15 protein-coding genes and 1 tRNA gene are annotated in these 17,878 nt (G+C 41.8%); all 16 read left to right on the top strand.

Annotated features, from left to right (window positions below; all coding sequences use genetic code 11):
- The first annotated feature begins 2 nt into the window (after positions 1-2).
- On the top strand, positions 3-656 hold the full coding sequence (locus OZX76_RS02485) for an amino acid ABC transporter permease (protein ID WP_277180635.1): 654 nt from the start codon (positions 3-5) through the stop codon (positions 654-656).
- A 100-nt stretch (positions 657-756) separates the two neighbouring features.
- On the top strand, positions 757-1,911 hold the full coding sequence (locus tag OZX76_RS02490; RefSeq protein WP_277180637.1) for a CDP-glycerol glycerophosphotransferase family protein: 1,155 nt from the start codon (positions 757-759) through the stop codon (positions 1,909-1,911).
- Between the two features lie 10 nt (positions 1,912-1,921).
- A complete protein-coding gene (locus OZX76_RS02495; protein WP_277180639.1) occupies positions 1,922-3,352 on the top strand; it encodes an oligosaccharide flippase family protein in 1,431 nt (476 codons plus the stop codon).
- A gap of 2 nt (positions 3,353-3,354) precedes the next feature.
- Positions 3,355-4,053 carry a glycosyltransferase gene (locus OZX76_RS02500; RefSeq protein WP_277180641.1) on the top strand — a complete coding sequence of 233 codons (699 nt, stop codon included), beginning with the start codon at positions 3,355-3,357 and terminating at the stop codon, positions 4,051-4,053.
- A 2-nt stretch (positions 4,054-4,055) separates the two neighbouring features.
- The gene (locus tag OZX76_RS02505; RefSeq protein ID WP_277180643.1) at positions 4,056-4,508 is read left to right on the top strand and encodes a SprT family protein; all 453 of its coding nucleotides are present in this window, start codon (positions 4,056-4,058) and stop codon (positions 4,506-4,508) included.
- A gap of 122 nt (positions 4,509-4,630) precedes the next feature.
- A complete protein-coding gene (locus tag OZX76_RS02510; protein WP_277180645.1) occupies positions 4,631-5,302 on the top strand; it encodes a MarR family winged helix-turn-helix transcriptional regulator in 672 nt (223 codons plus the stop codon).
- Positions 5,303-5,375: 73 nt separating this feature from the next.
- Entirely contained in the window at positions 5,376-7,127 is a 1,752-nt protein-coding gene (locus OZX76_RS02515; protein WP_277180647.1) for an ABC transporter ATP-binding protein, read from the top strand.
- 68 nt (positions 7,128-7,195) lie between these two features.
- Positions 7,196-7,281, top strand: a tRNA-Leu gene (locus OZX76_RS02520).
- A 151-nt stretch (positions 7,282-7,432) separates the two neighbouring features.
- Positions 7,433-8,080: a glycoside hydrolase family 73 protein gene (locus tag OZX76_RS02525; RefSeq protein WP_277180649.1), complete on the top strand. Its 648-nt coding sequence runs from the start codon at positions 7,433-7,435 to the stop codon at positions 8,078-8,080.
- A gap of 80 nt (positions 8,081-8,160) precedes the next feature.
- On the top strand, positions 8,161-10,404 hold the full coding sequence (gene pcrA / locus OZX76_RS02530) for a DNA helicase PcrA (RefSeq protein WP_277180652.1): 2,244 nt from the start codon (positions 8,161-8,163) through the stop codon (positions 10,402-10,404).
- 38 nt (positions 10,405-10,442) lie between these two features.
- The gene (gene ligA / locus OZX76_RS02535; protein WP_277180655.1) at positions 10,443-12,455 is read left to right on the top strand and encodes an NAD-dependent DNA ligase LigA; all 2,013 of its coding nucleotides are present in this window, start codon (positions 10,443-10,445) and stop codon (positions 12,453-12,455) included.
- Between the two features lie 13 nt (positions 12,456-12,468).
- Positions 12,469-13,608, top strand: a complete 1,140-nt coding sequence (locus tag OZX76_RS02540; protein ID WP_277180657.1) for a CamS family sex pheromone protein — start codon at positions 12,469-12,471, stop codon at positions 13,606-13,608.
- A 13-nt stretch (positions 13,609-13,621) separates the two neighbouring features.
- Positions 13,622-13,924 (top strand): Asp-tRNA(Asn)/Glu-tRNA(Gln) amidotransferase subunit GatC, encoded by a 303-nt coding sequence (gene gatC / locus OZX76_RS02545; protein ID WP_277133812.1) that lies wholly within the window; start codon positions 13,622-13,624, stop codon positions 13,922-13,924.
- The gene (gene gatA / locus OZX76_RS02550) at positions 13,924-15,363 is read left to right on the top strand and encodes an Asp-tRNA(Asn)/Glu-tRNA(Gln) amidotransferase subunit GatA (RefSeq protein ID WP_277180659.1); all 1,440 of its coding nucleotides are present in this window, start codon (positions 13,924-13,926) and stop codon (positions 15,361-15,363) included. Before gatC ends, gatA begins: the two co-directional genes overlap by 1 nt.
- 3 nt (positions 15,364-15,366) lie before the next feature.
- A complete protein-coding gene (gene gatB, locus OZX76_RS02555) occupies positions 15,367-16,797 on the top strand; it encodes an Asp-tRNA(Asn)/Glu-tRNA(Gln) amidotransferase subunit GatB (protein ID WP_277180661.1) in 1,431 nt (476 codons plus the stop codon).
- Positions 16,798-16,827: 30 nt separating this feature from the next.
- Positions 16,828-17,748 carry a diacylglycerol kinase family lipid kinase gene (locus tag OZX76_RS02560; RefSeq protein WP_277180663.1) on the top strand — a complete coding sequence of 307 codons (921 nt, stop codon included), beginning with the start codon at positions 16,828-16,830 and terminating at the stop codon, positions 17,746-17,748.
- Positions 17,749-17,878 lie beyond the last annotated feature (130 nt).

Below are 17,878 nucleotides of genomic sequence, written 5' to 3' on the forward strand. Positions count from 1 at the left end.
CAATGCAAAATTGGCTTAACGCTTTTTCATGGCTCAATATTCGTTTCTTATTTATGGGACTCTGGGTAACAATTTATATTTCAGTGATTTCAGTGATTTTGAGCTTTATTTTGGGTTCAGTATTAGGAATTATTCGATATTCAAAGATTAAATTTGTTTCGAAAATTGTGGGTTTTATTATTGATATTATCCGTAATGTACCGCTCTTGTTAATTATTTTCTTTACCTATTTTGGTTTACCAAACTTTGGTTTGCGGCCAGAAACAATTCCCGCGGCAATTATTGCGATGACCGTTTTTGAATCGGCAATGATTGCGGAAATTGTGCGTTCGGGTATTAAGTCGGTTGACCCCGGTCAGATGGAAGGGGCACGCTCAACGGGGATGAGCTTTGTTCAGGCCTTGTGGCATGTAGTTTTACCGCAGGCATACAAAAACATGATACCGACGATTATTAGTCAGTTTGTATCTTTAATTAAGGATACGTCGCTAGCCACAATTATTGTGGTGCCAGAGTTGATGCAGCACGCGCAAGTTATTTATGGTCAAAATGCCAACTATATTTTGCCGATGTTTGCGGCTTTAGCAGTACTTTATTTTATTGTTTGCTTTACTTTATCAGTGATTGGCAATCAGATAGGTAAGAGGCTGTCATAGTTGCCGAAACTATAAATTTTTAAAAAATAACGTAAAAAAGCTTGAGTTCGCTCGAGCTTTTTTTGTAGGCTTAAGAGAGACTATTTAGGAAAGATGGATTATGAAAAGTTTTTTGTTTCGGCTTTACTTGCAGGTAATGAGGTTTTTTGCGCGTTTTACCAAAATAAATAACAAAAAAATTGTTGTTCTCAACGGTGCAGGTCGTTCCGGTTCTAACGGTTATTTGTTTGCCAAATATGTGCGGGCACATCATCCCGATTACCCGGTCACGTTGGTCGAACCGTGGCCAACGTCGCACTTATCCTTTACAACTTGGCGGGAAATCGGTGCGGCCAAGTTCGTTTTGACGACGCACCAACCCTTTAAAATTCGCAAAAGTCAGGTTAATATTCAATTTTGGCATGGCATTCCCTTGAAGCGAATGGGGATCATGGCTAATAATACTAAGGCTAGGGACAATCGGCGCAATTCTAAATTATGGCGTAAAACGGCGGATGTCGTTTGTTCAAGCTCGGATTTATATGAAACCTTGATGAGTGCCTGTGTTGGCATTAATGCCGCGCAATATCGTAAGCTTGGTTTTCCGCGGCTGGATGCCTTGAGTCATCCGGTAATTAGTAAGCAGCAGTTAGTGCATGACTTGTTTAATGTTACTGATAGGCAAGCACAAGTTGGAATTTACATGCCAACGTTTCGCTATGAGCTAGATGATCAAAATGTCCTTGACCAAATTAAGACGGGAAATTTTTTAGCGTTAGCTGACTTTGATGGAGCAACGTTAAATGAAACACTCAAAAAGCAGCACCAATATTTAATTGTCAAGCTGCATCCCTATGAAATGCGGCTTTTTAACCAGTTAAGCAGCCAGTTTTCTAATATTGCCTTTTTAAATAATGATTATTTAGTTGAAAATGATTATGATTTGTATGAATTACTTGGCGCGACCGACTTTCTGCTAACGGATTTTTCGTCGATTTATTTTGATTATCTGACTTTGGACAAGCCCGAGATTTTTATTACTAATTATCTTGAGCAATACGAACAAACGCGTGGCTTGCTCATGGGACCGTATGAAGAAGTTGTGCCGGGGCAATGCGTTAAGCTTCAAGATGAGTTGCTTAAAGCGCTCAAGCAGGTAGCACAGGGCAAGGATGATTACAAGAATAAGCGGCAGTATTGGCGCTTGTTAACTAGTCAAGCATCTACGCAATCAGCTTGCGAGCAAATTTTTGACTTCATGACGCAAAATTATTAGAGGAAAAATTGTGAAAAAAACATTTCTAAATATTTTATATAATGCGGTTTACCAAATTTTCCTTGTGTTAGTACCGCTAATTACGGTGCCCTATTTATCCCGAATTTTAGGGCCAAAAACCTATGGCATCTATAGCAATGTAAATAATATCATGCAGTTTTTGATGATTTTTTGTACATTGTCAATTTCGTATATTGGGATGCGGACAATTGCGCAAACACGCGCGTTTGGTACTAAAGAGGAGCTGACCGATGCCTTTTGGGGACTATGGTACTTTCAGGCGTTAGCGGGGGTCGTGACAATTGTTCTGGTAGTTGCGGTTGCCAGTTTGTTTCATATTAAATATTGGAATTATCTACTGTTAATGGTACCGTATTTAATTTCAGCTCAAGTGGATATTTCATGGTTCTTTCAAGGGCTTGCCGCATTTGGTCGTGTTGTTTTAAAAAACACGGCGGTCAAGTTAGTGTCGGTAATTTTAATTTTACTTTGGGTTAAGACTACTGGTGACTTGTGGAAGTACATGTTGATTATGTCAGTGTCGACAATGTTAGGCTCATTTGTCTTTTGGTTTGATATTCACCGCTTCGTTGGTGGGCCAGTCAAGCATTTTTATAAGTATCAAACTACAATTAAAGCCATCATTACGCTGTTAATTCCGCAGATTGCCACCCAAATTTATACGTCATTGGATAAACCAATTTTAGGAATCTTTCAAAATTCAACGCAGGTGGCGTTTTATGATAACTCGCAGCGAATTTCCAATATGGTTCTGGGAGTTATCACCAGTATTTCGCTGGTAATTATGCCGAAGATGGCGAGTGAAGGTAAGGCAGAACAGCGGATTGTCTTGAAAAAATCGCTTGAGGCCACTGTTTGGCTCGGAACCATGTTTGCGGTGATTATCATGGCAAATACACGGGAATTTGTGCCGTTCTTTTTCGGTGCTAAGTTTACGCCGATGGCTCCGCTAATGTTCTTCTTTACGTTAACAATTGTAATGATTCCAACAGGTGGGGTCTTTGCCAATCAGTTTGCCTTGGCCAATCATCGCGATCGGGATTACGCGCTGCCGGTAATTGTTGGCGCGGTTTTGGAAGTTGTGCTGAGCTTCTTTTTAGATCGATTTTATGGTGCTACTGGAGCAATGGTCGCAATTTTAATTACCGAATTTGTTGTGCTAATTTTACGGTTGTGGATTGTGCGTGATGGCTATGACTTTCGATATTCTTTTAAAGAAGTGCCTAAATATTTTGTCATTGCAGCGATCGTGTTAGTGGCAGGGATGTTATTACCACAGCTAATTTCGTCAGCGTTTTTAGATATGGCAATTAAGTCAATTATCATGTTTGTGCTCTACATTGCTTTAATGTTTATGATGCGGCTTGACTTTAATCAAGATATTGTGCAATTAATTAGAAAGTTTCTTAAACGAGGTTAAAGATGATTCCTAAAATTATTCATTATGTGTGGGTTGGCGGCAATCCTAAGCCCAAGAATATTCAGCGGTGTATGCGAACATGGCAAAAGCACCTGCAAGGCTATCAAATTATTGAATGGAACGAGCAGAATTTTGACATCCATGAAAACAAGTACGTTGAGCAGGCTTACAAGGCTAAAAAATGGGCCTTTGTGTCCGACTATATTCGTGCCAAGGCTGTTTACGAAATGGGCGGCATTTATTTAGACACCGATGTTTTAGTGTTGGATGATTTAACTTCTTTACTGAATAATCAAGCCTTTGTGGGCTTTGAGAATCGGGCTAATCCGTTTACTGCTGTGTTTGGCGCTGAGCCTAAGCACCCGCTATTAAAGGAGATGTTGGCTTACTATGACAACCGCAATTTTACTTTTAATAGTCAAAATCAGCTTGCAGGTGTTAACACTGTGTCGGTTGCCGATATTCTAAAAGAAAAGTATGGTGCTGTTGCCAACAATCAGGAACAAGTCTTAAAAACTGGAATTCATGTTTATCCTGATAGCATTTTGTGCAATCCTTCAGCTAAGAGTAAGACCATTCATGTCTTTACGGGAACGTGGATGGAAGGGGCTAAACCGCTCAAGCGTAAACTGGTGACAGCACTGAAAGTCCGGATTAAAACTAAGCACCAAGCAGCTATGTATGCGCGCTTTTTCAGGTAATAATGACTGAAGAAGAATTGCAAAGGTTGGTCGAAAAAATTGCCTTAGAGGATTTTGACCAGCCTTTTATGCATCAAGTAAAAATTAATTACCGCATGACGACTACTGGCGGGCGTTACCACCTAATAGATCACCGAATTGAAATCAACGCGCACTTTTTGGCTCCGAAATATCGCCAAGAATTAATCGGCATTATTAAGCATGAGTTGACGCATTATTTTTTGCATTTGAGCGGGCGCGGGTATCATCACCACGACAGCGACTTTAAGTACTTATTAAATAAGGTTGGCGGGTCGCGTTTTGCCCCAGATATTGGTCTAGCTAAAAAGCAAAAGCGCAAGTATCTTTATGCTTGCCAAAAGTGCGGTCAAAAATATGCCCGAGTTCGCCAAGTTAATGTTCACCGTTATCGCTGCGGCAAGTGCGGTGGCAACTTAAAATTAGTTAATAAATAAGTCATTGAACAGCAGCTTTAGCTGAATAGTGACTTTTTTTATTTGACAGACTGTTAGGCACCAAACTATAATTCAAAGCATAAAGATTAGGTACCTAATAAAATTACTAAGGGAGAGTTAAAATGAGTGCGACAAATCAAAACTTAATGAAACAATTAACCTTTATTATGCGCGCCAGCCGCTATTTTATGTACCAAAATAAACAACCATTTTCTGGGCAAAGACGAGTCTTGGCTGTTTTAAATCTAGAAGATGGTTTGACGCAAAATTATTTGGCTGAGGTCTTGGCACTTAAGCCGGGATCATTAGCAGAGTTATTAAAAAAGCTAGAACTAAAAGGCGAGATTAAGCGAGAGACTGACCCTGATGACAGACGGGTTAAACGGGTATATTTGACCGCCGCCGGTAAAGAGCGGGTTGCTGATTTAGGTGACGAGCGCCAAGCAAACCCTGAAGCTGATTTTTTTGCTGGCTTAACAGCTGAGGAGCAAACCAAGTTTAGCCAATATTTAGAAAAAATTGCGGCTGGCTGGGATGCCGATTTCAAGGAGCAAGCTGAGAAGTTTGTTGACCCAGCAACGCGGATTGCGGCAATGGCTAAGTGGCGGACGCAGATGCGTGAGCGCAATTGTTCGCTAGAGGAGCGAGAGCGATTTTGTCGCGGGATGCACCGCTGGCGTCATCATTGCCGTGATTGGGAGCAGACTGACCGCTCGTGTGCTAATCATTATGGGCATGAATGCAACCGCGACTTTTGGCGTGATTTTTGGCATAATGAAGATGATGAAAGATAATTAAAAATAATAATTAAGAGTTTTTCCATCAGTGAAAGACTCTTTGTTTATTTAAACGAAAGTCGGTAATTAAATGGCATTGTCATCACGCAAAAATAAAGCGCAGCAAGTTAAATTACGAGATTTTTTCCAACTGTTAAAGGGACTTAATCTGAAAAAAGCACTGTTTACATTAGGCCTTGTTTTCAGCTTGATTACCAGTGGCGCTAATCTACTGTTGCCCCTGTTAACTAAGCAATTAGTGGATACGAGCAGTCTAACCAAGTTTAACGTGCAGATGCTGCTAATTTTAGTGGCGATTTTTGTGGTGCAATTAATTTTGGGCACTATCGGCAGCTATATTCTGCGTTATTTTGGCGAAAGTGCCGTAAAAAATTTACGTGAAAAGTTATGGACGCACTTGCTCCAGCTGCCGGTTTCTTATTTTGATATGAATAAAGCCGGTGAAAGCAGCTCGCGGTTAGTTAATGACACGGGAATTATTAAGGATTTGATTGCTTCGCAGTTTCCTAATTTTATTACTGGTGCTATTCAGCTGCTGTTTTCCATTATTATCTTGTTTGTGATGGATTGGCGCATGGCAGCATTGATGTTTATCAGCGTGCCGGTAGTGGTTGCCATTTTGATTCCGATTGGTCGCGTGATGGCGCGTCTTGGACGGAAATTGCAGACGGCGACAGCCGAATTTAATGGTGATGTCAGCGAAAAGCTGTCCGAGGTACGGCTAATTAAGGCCAGCAACGGGGAACACTTTGAAGAGCAACGCGGGAAAAATTTTATTGCCCGTATTTTTGCCATTGGGATTAAAGATGCCCGTGTTGAAGCTATTTTGCAGCCCATTATGACCACCGTTATGATGGCGGTGTTTGCTGGAATTTTAGCATACGGAATTGTGCGCCTGAGCCAAGGAACACTGACTTCTGGGACTTTAGTAGCTTTTATTCTTTATTTGTTTAATGTGATTGCACCAGTTGCAAACTTTGCGACCTTCTTTTCACAGGTACAAAAGGCGATGGGGTCAACGGAACGGATTCAGGAAATTTTAAAATTACAACCAGAAAAGGGTCAGACTGGCGAGCAGGTTGATGTCGAGGGTAAGACTTTAGTTGCCAGTAATCTGCAGTTTAGTTATGATCCTGAAGAACCGGTCTTGCGGTCAATTTCTTTTAGCGCGCAGCCGAATACCGTTGTTGCCTTTGCCGGTCCCAGCGGCGGTGGTAAATCAACGATTTTTGCTCTTCTTGAGCGCTTTTATCAACCTGCTAGTGGGCAAATTACGATTGGCGGGCAAGACATTGCGGCAATTGATTTGCATAATTGGCGGTCGCAGATTGGTTATGTTTCCCAGAACAGCGCCATCTTTTCGGGGACAATTCGTGATAATTTGCAGTATGGCTTGGAACAAAAATTAAGCGATGACGATTTATGGCGCGGGTTGTCCTTGGCATATGCCGACCAATTTGTCCGTGAGTTTCCGCATCAGCTGGAGACCGAAATTGGTGAACGGGGGATTAAATTGTCGGGTGGACAAAAGCAGCGGCTAGCAATTGCTCGTGCCTTTTTGCGGGATCCGAAGATCTTAATGCTTGATGAAGCCACTGCTAGTCTTGATTCGGAATCCGAGGGCAAAGTTCAGCAGGCGCTTGACCAGCTAATGGTTGGCAGAACCACGCTGGTGATTGCCCACAGGTTAGCAACAATTGTCAGTGCCGATCAAATTTACTTTATTGAGCACGGTCAAGTCACAGGACATGGCACTCACCGAGAACTTTTGGCAACGCACAAATTATATGCGCGCTATGTTCGGGAACAGATGGTTGATTAGTTTTTTCAAAAAAGGCACAAAAAACTCTTGTGCAAAAGTCGATTTTGCGTTATAGTATTGTTTGTGTCGCGGGCATGGCGGAATGGCAGACGCGCAAGACTAAGGATCTTGTGATCGTTTTTAGATCGTGGAAGTTCGAGTCTTCTTGCCCGCACTAAGTAATGGAGCTACGGCTCCATTTTTTGTTTAAGAGAGTTATTCTATAAGGAATAGCTCTTTTTATTTTAAAAATTAATTACATTGCAAAATTTACGACCAAGACAGGTTATACTTAAAGTAATCATGTTTTAAGTAAGGAAAATTTTATGGCGAAACGACGTAAACACAAGGCACAATCTAGTTGGCAAATCATCTTGCGAGCATTTATCATTTTATTTTTATTAATTATTGCCTTTGTGGCCTTTCGGTATTACCGCAGACAGGCGATTCAATCTGAACAGATTAGGCAGGAGCAGCTTGCCCGCGAAGAAGCTCGCGAAAAAATCATCAGGCAGCACAAGGCTTTTATTAAGCAAATTGGACCGATTGCTAAGGAAGTTGACAAGTCTTATGACCTCTTGCCGAGCATTACGATTGCCCAAGCTTGCCTTGAAAGTGACTATGGCCAAAGCAGTTTATCGCAAAAATATAATAATCTGTTTGGTGTTAAAGGGACTAATCCCAATACGTCGGCGATTTTAACAACTAAAGAGTATGTTAAGGGCAAATGGATTGTAGTTAAGGCACGCTTCCAAATATATGATTCCTATGAAGCATCAATTCGGGCCCATGCCGAACTTTTCCAAAAGGGTACCAGCTGGAATAATAAGCAGTACTGGCACGTACTGGCTGCCAAAGACTACCGTAAGCAGGCGCAGGCACTAGTCGAAGATGGCTACGCCACCGACCCTGATTACGCGGATAAGTTAATCAACTTAATTAAGCAGTACAATCTTGACCAATATGATAATTAAAAGGCGGGGACTTCCAGTTAGTGCCCTTATTTTTGATACAATAAACTAGTTATGAAAAAATTTTTGTGAAGGGAATTAGAATGAGCGAAGAATCAATTTTAGCAGGATTAAATCCGCAGCAGAAAAAGGCTGTTAAGATTACCGAAGGACCTCTCTTAGTTGTCGCTGGTGCGGGCTCTGGTAAGACCTCTGTGCTAACCAGACGGATTGCCTATCTAGTTGAGGTCAAGGGTGTATTGCCGTGGAATATTTTAGCGATAACTTTTACCAATAAGGCTGCCAGTGAGATGCGCGAGCGTGAGCAGAAGTTGTTAGGGCCAAGTGCTAATGATATTTGGATGTCGACTTTCCACGCATTGTGCGTGCGCATTTTACGCCGTGATGCAGATAAAATTAGTTATAGCCACAACTTTTCGATTGCTGACTCGTCTGAGCAGTTAACCTTGGTCAAGCATATTGAAAAAGAGCTGAACATTAACCCTAAAATGTATGAGCCGCGAGGAATTTTGTCCGCAATTTCTAATGCTAAAAACGACTTATTAACACCTAGTGCATACAAGGCAAGTGCGGGCTCACCATTTGAAAAAATGGCTGCTAAGGTTTATTCGGAATATCAGCGGCGGCTGAAGCATGATCAAATTATGGACTTTGATGATTTAATTATGCAGACGCTGGTTTTGTTTAAACAAGATCCGACTGTATTGCATTATTACCAAAACAAATTCCGCTATTTACTGGTTGACGAGTATCAGGATACCAATCAGGCCCAGTATGAATTGTGTCACGAATTAGCAGCGCAATACCAGAATATCTGTGTGGTTGGCGATGCTGACCAGTCAATTTATGGTTGGCGCGGTGCCAATATGGAAAATATCATGAACTTCGAGCATGATTATCAGGATGCTGGCGTGCAGACTGTTAAATTGGAACAAAATTACCGCTCGACCGGTCATATTTTGGCTGCCGCAAATGCCGTGATTAAAAATAATCGCAATCGTAAGGCCAAGAATTTGTGGACCGATCAAGGTGAAGGAGCCAAGATTACCTATTATAAGGCTCAAAGCGGTGATGATGAGGCGCACTTTATCATTAGTAAAATTCAAGAAGAAGTTAAAGAAAAGCACCGTTCTTACCGTGACTTCGCTGTTTTATATCGGACAAATGCCCAGTCACGAACAGTTGAAGAGTCCTTCGTAAAGTCTAATGTGCCTTATCAAATCGTGGGTGGGCATAAGTTTTATGACCGTAAGGAAATCATGGATATTATGGCTTATCTAAAATTGGTGGCTAATCCAAGTGATGCCATGAGTTTTAACCGGATTGTTAATACGCCTAAGCGTGGAATTGGCGCGGTAACGATTGATAAGTTTATGGCGCTAGCACAAGACAATAACTTGTCACTGCTTGACACGTTTGATCACCTAGGAATGTCTGGAATTTCGACTAGAGCAACACTTAAGTTGAGTGACTTTGGTGCCAAACTGCGTGACGCCATTAAGTTAGCTAAAAACCAGAGCGTAACTGGCTTAACAGAAAAGATTTTGCAGGACTTTGGTTATACTGCAGCCCTCAAGAATGAGCATACAATTGAAGCCGAAACACGGTTAGAAAACTTGGATGAATTTTTGTCAGTTACCAAACGCTTTGATGACCAATATGAAGCAGAAAGTGATGATAACAGCCCGCTGAGTGACTTTTTAGCAGAAGTTTCCTTATTGAGTGACCAAGATGATTTGGCAAATAATGATGATCAAGTTGCCTTGATGACGCTTCATGCGGCTAAGGGACTGGAATTTCCAGTTGTCTTTTTAGTCGGGATGGAAGATGGTTTATTCCCATTGTCGCGGGCACTGCTTGAGGATGATCAACTTGAAGAAGAACGCCGTCTGGCATACGTTGGCATTACGCGCGCACGCCAAGAACTATTTTTGACTAATGCGTATTCGCGAATGATGTTTGGACGCATGCAAAATAATCCACCGTCAAGATTTTTGGAAGAAATTGATGCAAAAGACATGCAGGTAGAAAATCCTAACGCTGGTAGTGTGATTACCAGTGGCTTTCAAGCACAAACTGCTCCATTTGCCAAGGCTGATGAACGAGCACGTGCGCAGGTCTACACGCCTAAAGTTAAGCCTGCTGGTGCTGTCGGTGCCGAAAAGAAGGGCTGGAATGTTGGCGATCAAGTTGAACATAAGGCTTGGGGTCGCGGCGTTGTAACCAAGGTCAACGGCAAAGGCGAGGATATGGAGCTTGATATTGCCTTTACTGGTAAGGGAATTAAGCGGCTTTTAGCAGCGTTTGCACCGATTAAAAAGGTATAATTAAATTAATAGTTAAAGATTTAATCAGGAGGAAGACAATGGCAGATTTAACTCTTGATGAGGCCAAAAAAGAAGTCACTGAACTCAGGTCAGTGCTTAATAAATGGGCGCAAGCCTATTATTCTCAAGATGCACCTGAAGTTGAAGATAATGTTTATGACCAAAAGTACCAGCGATTAGTTGAACTTGAGCAGCAGTTTCCACAATTAGTGACACCAGATTCGATTACACAAAAGGTGGGGGGCCAGATTGATTCTGAGTTCACCAAAGTGGATCATGAAATTCCAATGTTGTCGATGGGGGATGTTTTTTCCAAAAAAGAACTGCAGGAGTTTGATGATCGTGTACAAAAACTGGTGGGTCATCCAGTTGCCTATAATGTTGAATTGAAAATCGATGGTTTATCGATTGATCTTGAATATACGGCTGGCAAGTTGGTACGGGCCTCAACGCGGGGAAATGGTCGTGTTGGTGAAGACGTGACAGCTAATGCTCGCTATATCGCCGACATTCCGCAGGTTTTGCCAGAAAAAATCACGACGGAAGTACGTGGAGAGTGTTACATGGGCAAGGAAGCCTTCGCTAAATTAAATGCCGAACGCGATGAAAAGGGTGAGGCTGCCTTTGCTAATCCGCGTAATGCAGCGGCTGGGTCTTTGCGGCAGTTAAATGCTAAGGTAACTAAAGAACGGCATTTGAGTACCTTTATTTATACTTGGGTAAATCCACCAGAGGAAATTACCAGTCAACACCAGGCGATTAGTGAAATGGCTCGGTTGGGTTTTCATACTAATGAAACTGGCCGCAAGTTAGCCAAGATGGCTGATGTTTTTGCCTTTATTGACGAATATACAGCTAAGCGTGACACGCTGTCGTATGGCATTGATGGGATTGTCCTGAAGGTCGACGACTTAAGTCTGCAGCAAACGATGGGCAACACGGTCAAGGTTCCACGCTGGGAAATTGCTTATAAATTCCCACCGGAAGAGCAAGAAACCGTGGTTCACGAGATTAAATGGACTGTGGGTCGCACCGGTGTTGTAACACCGACGGCAATCATGGATCCCGTGCAGCTGGCTGGCACGACTGTTTCACACGCGGTTTTGCATAATGCCGATTTATTGAAAGAAAAAGATGTGCGAATTGGCGATACGGTATTACTGCACAAGGCCGGTGATATTATTCCGGAGATTTCGCAGGTTGTCCTTGATAAGCGGCCTAAAGACTCGCAGCCATACCCAATTCCAACAACTTGTCCCTCTTGCAAGCAAAAGCTGATTCATCTTGAGGGTGAAGTTGCGCTGCGCTGCGTTAATCCGTCGTGCCCAGCTCAGATTGAGGAAGGAATTACTCACTTTGCCTCGCGGCCAGCGATGAATATTGATGGTTTGGGACCTAAAATTGTCCGGCAGTTAATTACCAATGACCTAGTTCACAATGTTGCTGACCTGTATCGTTTGGACGCAGATGATTTGGCTAAGCTAGATCACTTTAAAGAAAAATCGATTAATAATCTGCTGACAGCGATTGCTAATTCAAAGCAAAACTCGGTTGAATTATTGCTGACAGGACTTGGTATTGACCATGTTGGTGCTAAGGCTGCCCGCTTAATTGCGCAAAAGTTTAAAAATATGACAAAGATTATGGCTGCTAGCGTGCAAGATGTTGCCGCAATCGCTACAATAGGCATGACAATTGCTGAATCTTTGACAACTTATTTTGCCCAGCCAGAAGTTGACCAATTAATTAATGAGTTGGCTAGCCGTGGCGTCAATATGAATTATCTGGGAGCAACTGCGGAAGAAACTGCCGAAATCCCCGACAATTACTTTAAAGGTAAAAAGGTTGTCTTGACGGGCTCGCTTGCTCACTTCACACGGAGTGAATTTACGAAGAAGTTGCACTCTTTAGGAGCCAAAGTAACGGGCTCGGTTTCTAGTAAAACGGACTATGTGATTTATGGCAAAGACGCCGGCTCCAAATTTGCTAAGGCCCAACAGCTTGGAGTTCCGGTTCTTACCGAAGAAGAAGCAATTGCCCAAATCAAATAAAGGAATAACTAAATTGAAAAAATATGTGCACGTTTTAGCGCTTCTGGGAGCAGCATTAACCTTAACAGCTTGCGGTAATTTGAAAAACTCGGATTTGGCCAATAATGCGAAGACCTCGTCTACCTCAAAGGCTAAAACGTATCAAACAACTGACACGGGAAGCAATGGCTATACGGTTTTATTAAAGAACGGTCATTATCTTACCAGCCCGATTTCTGGATTAACTGCAACCGCTAATGATAATTCGGTTGATACGCGTGAACTTGAGCGCGGATTAGTCCAAATTTCTAAGGATGTTTATTCTACTAATTCCAATGTTTTTCAGGAAGGTCAATATATTAGTGCCACAACGGCTAATGAGTGGCTAGGACGCAAGTCTAAGTCTAATCCGCAAGGGCTTAACCCAGCAGAAGGCACTAAAAAAAATTACAATCCGTACTATTTGGAAGAAATTTTAGAGCAAGATTATTTAACAGGATCTGGTTCTAACTACCATATTAATGGAATCAGCATTGGTCTAGCGATGAACTCGGTTGATTATTACCAAAAGACTAAAAATGGTGCTGAATATCAGGCAGCGATTTCGCGCTCTGCGCAAAAATCAACTGGTCAACAAGCAGCAGCGCAAATTATTGCTCGCTTGCGGCAGCGTAAAGCATTAAAGAATGTGCCGATTACAGTTGGTCTATTTTCTAAAGCTGCAAAAGACTCATTAGTTAGTGGAAGTTACTTTTTGAGCGGGACAGCGGCTGCTAATAGTAGTAAAATAACTAAATGGAAATCTATTTCCGTACAAACGGAAGTGCTGCCGACTGTTGGCAATAAGAAAGCAATTAATAGTAGTGATGCCTCAAGTTTCAATAGTTTTAAGGTATCAATTCAAGATTATTTCCCGAATATCAGTGGTGTAACAGCAACCTTACGCTATGAAAATGGCAAGTTAAACCAAGAAAATATTTCGATTACCACCCAGTTTTATGGCTACGAACAGGTGCAAAGTTTTACGCGGTTAGTTTTATCAACAGCAAAGAAATACTTGGCAAATGACGTGCCGATTGAAATTAAAATTGGTTCTGTTAATGATATTCAGGCATTGGTTGCTAAAGAAACAGCAGATAGTAGTTATCAAGTCCATATTTATGGCGGTGAATAAGGAGGGTCTAATAGTGGAAATCACAGAAGACACAATTAAGCACGTGGCGGTGTTGTCACGACTTGAGTTTAATGAAGACGAAATCGGTACAGTTACCGAACAAATGAGTTCAATTATTAACATGGCCGACCAATTATCAGAAGTTGATACTGATGGTGTTGCCGAAACAGTGCAAGTAGTTGATCGCGACACTGTTTTCAGAGAAGATAAGCCAGAGCACTGGCAAAATCGTGCAGAATTAATGAAGAATGTTCCTGAACAAGCCAATGGCTTCATCAAGGTTCCTGTAATTATTAATAAGGATGAGGACGAGTAATGAACTACTTAAATGAAGATATTGACTCATTAAACCAAAAACTTGCACAGGGTGACTTGTCAGCTGAGAAGCTTGCTCAAGATACTGTTGCAAATATTAAGAAAACTGACGATAAACTGAATGCCTGGATTACTGTTCAAGATGATGCAGAACCTGCTGCTGATTTGGACTTTGCCAAGAATAAGCTTGCTGGTATTCCAATTGCCATTAAGGATAACATTATCACGAGTGGTGTTAAGACTACAGCTGCTAGTCACATTTTGGACAACTACATTCCAGTTTATGATGCCACTGTTATTGAAAGATTAAAGAAGGCACAAGCAACCTTTGTTGGCAAAACTAACATGGACGAATTTGCGATGGGTTCTTCAACAGAGCATTCATACTTTGGCGCAACTCATAACCCATGGAACTTGGACAAGGTTCCTGGTGGTTCATCCGGTGGTTCTGCCGTTGCTGTTGCTTCCGGTCAAGTTGTTGCAGCACTTGGTTCAGATACCGGTGGTTCAATCCGGCAGCCAGCTGCCTTTAACGGTATTTTCGGCATTAAGCCAACCTATGGTCGTGTCTCACGTTGGGGCTTAATTGCCTTTGGCTCATCACTTGATGAAATCGGGGTAATGAGTAAGCGTGCTAAGAGTGCTGCCGAAGTATTAAATGTCATTGCCGGCAGCGACGACCATGACTCAACTTTATCAACTCGCGAAGTTCCTGACTTTACTAAGTTTATTGGTCAAGATGTTAAGGGGCTGCGGGTTGCGGTTGTTAAGGAATACATGGCTGCTGTTGATGGTGAAATGCACGACGTTATCCAAAAGCAAATCGATGCTCTTGAGGATGCTGGTGCAATTATCAGTGAGGTATCATTGCCGTTAACTAAGTATGTTGTTCCTGACTATTACATTATTGCTTCAAGTGAAGCTTCATCTAACTTGCAACGGTATGATGGTATTCGTTACGGCTACCGTGCAGAAGATACTAAGAATTTGCTTGACGTTTATGTTAAGTCACGTTCAGAAGGTTTCGGTACTGAGGTTAAGCGCCGGATTATGTTGGGTTCATTTGCTTTGTCAGCTGGTTCATACGACCGCTTCTTCAGACAAGCTGCTAAAGTTAGAACCTTAATTTGTGATGAATTTGATGAAATCTTTGCTAATAATGATGTTATTGTTGGGCCAACAACTACGGAACCAGCATTTGGCATCGGCAGTGAAATTTCTGATCCAATTAAGATGTACAATAATGATATTTTGACGATTTCTGCTAACTTGGCCGGTATTCCAGCAGCTAGTGTCCCAGCTGGATTGGTTGACGGGATGCCTGTTGGTTTCCAAATTATGGCTAAGCGATTTGACGAAGGCAGCATTTTTAAGACAGCTGACTTTATTGAACGGACGAACAAGTTTTATGAAAAAACACCAGCCGGAATGGAGGATTAACTGATGAATTTTAAATCAACGATTGGATTCGAAGTCCACTTCGAATTAAAGACAAAGAGTAAAATTTTCTCACCTTCTCCGGTAAGTTATGGTGCTGAAGCTAACACTGAAACTAACGTTATTGACTGGGCAATGCCAGGGGTTTTGCCATTTGTTAACAAGGACGTTTACCGTTTGGGAATCATGGTTGCGTTAGCAACACATGCACACATCTTGCCGACCACACACTTTGACCGGAAGAACTACTACTACCCAGACAGTCCTAAGGCTTACCAGATTACGCAATTCTTCCAACCATTAGCTCGTGATGGCTATGTAGAAATCGAAGTTCATGGTAAAAAGAAGCGCATCGGTATTCACGAAATGCATATCGAAGAAGATGCTGGTAAGAACACTCATGGTACCAACGGCTTTTCATACGTTGACTTGAACCGTCAGGGTGTGCCATTACTTGAAGTTGTTTCTGAACCAGAAATTGCCGATCCTGATGAAGGTTACGCTTACCTCGAAAAGCTGCGTAAGATTGTTCAGTTTACTGGTGCTTCTGATGTTAAGATGGAAGAAGGTTCAATGCGGGTTGATACCAATATTTCCATTCGTCCGGCTGGTCAAAAAGAGCTTGGTACCAAAGTAGAAATGAAGAACCTGAACTCCTTTGAACACGTCCGTAAATCTTTAGCTTATGAAGAAAAGCGTCAAGCTCAAGTTCTGCTGTCAGGTGGGCGCGTGCAGTTATCAACACGTCGGTTTGACGAAGCAACTGGTAAGACTGTTCTTGAGCGAGTTAAGGAAGGCGACGCTGATTATCGTTACTTCCCAGAACCAGACCTTGCTCCAGACCACATTAGTCAAGAGTGGATTGACGAGATCGCTAAGACTTTGCCACGTTCAGCTGAAGAACGCTACAACCAATATGTTAATGACTTTGGCTTGAAGGCTTATGATGCTAATGTTTTGTTGCAAACTAAGGAAAGTTCTGACTTCTTTGACAAGGCAGTGGTTGCTGGCGCTGATCCACAATTAGCTGCTAACTGGATGAATACCCAAGTTAATGGTTACTTGAATGACAATCGGGTTGAATTAACCGACATTAAGTTGACACCAGAGCACCTAGCTGCAATGATTAAGCTGATTAAAGACGGGACGATTTCTTCTAAGATTGCCAAGAAGGTCTTTGCGGAAACGATTACTAACGGGACTGACCCGAAGAAGTACGTTGAAGATAAGGGCATGGTGCAGTTATCAGATACCAGTGTCTTGGCACCAATGGTTAAGGAAGTTGTTGATAACAACCCACAATCAGTTGAGGACTTCAAGAACGGTAAAGATCGGGCTATTGGTTATCTCGTTGGTCAAATTATGAAACAAACTCGTGGTAAGGCTAACCCGAAGGTAATCAACAAGCTGTTGAATGAAGAATTAAACAAGCGTTAATGCTAATTTTTAAGTAATAAGGTAGTAACTATGACTAAAAAAGCAAGATTGATTTATAATCCTGTATCTGGTCACGAACAGATGCCTAAAAATGTCGCTGATATTTTAGACGTCTTGGAACGTGCTGGCTATGAGGCGAGCGCTTTTAGAACTACACCCGCGAAAAAAAGTGCTCAAAAAGAAGCTACACGAGCTGCAACTGAAGGCTTTGATCTGATTGTGGCTGCTGGCGGTGATGGTACGATCAATGAAGTCGTTAACGGGATTGCCTTTTTAGAAAAAAGACCGAAGATGGCCATTATCCCCGCAGGTACGACTAATGATTATGCGCGGGCATTGCATATTCCCCGTGATAGTGTCGAAGCAGCAGCCAAGGTTATTTTAAATAATAAGACGCGCAAGATGGACATTGGTAGAGCAACCTTCGCTAGTGAAGACCAATATTTTGTAAATATTGCAGCTTGTGGTTCGCTTACGGAATTAACGTATGGCGTGCCTTCTGAGGTTAAGTCAGCTTTAGGTTATGTTGCTTATCTGATTAAGGGTGCAGAAATGTTACCACACTTAACTGAAAATGAATTGCGCCTTACTTATGATGCTGGTGTCTATGAGGGGAAGCTGTCAATGCTGCTTTTGGGGATGACTAATTCGATTGGTGGTTTTGAGCAAATTATGCCGGATGCGGAACTTAGTGATGGGTTGTTCCAGTTGATTATTGTTAAGCCATCTGATCCGGTTAAATTATTGCGATTAATGGTTTTAGCCTTAAATGGTAAGCATGTTGATGATCCAGACATTATTTATACGAAAACACGCAGTTTGAAAATTGATTTGATCGGCAAGAGTGCTGGTCAAAAGTTACCAGTTAATCTTGATGGTGAAATTGGTGATTACTGCCCTGTTACTTTTAAAAATCTGCAGCAACGAATTGAATTTTACGTTGGTGAATAAATTAAATAGTGTTACTAATCTTTTTGAGATTAGTAACACTATTTTTTATTTTTAATAATTGTAATATGCAATTATTATCATGACATAAAGTTTTACACTGAAAAATTATTTCCTGATTTTACTTGATTTA

This window comes from Lactobacillus sp. ESL0677 (assembly GCF_029392875.1).
Lineage (GTDB): Bacteria > Bacillota > Bacilli > Lactobacillales > Lactobacillaceae > Lactobacillus.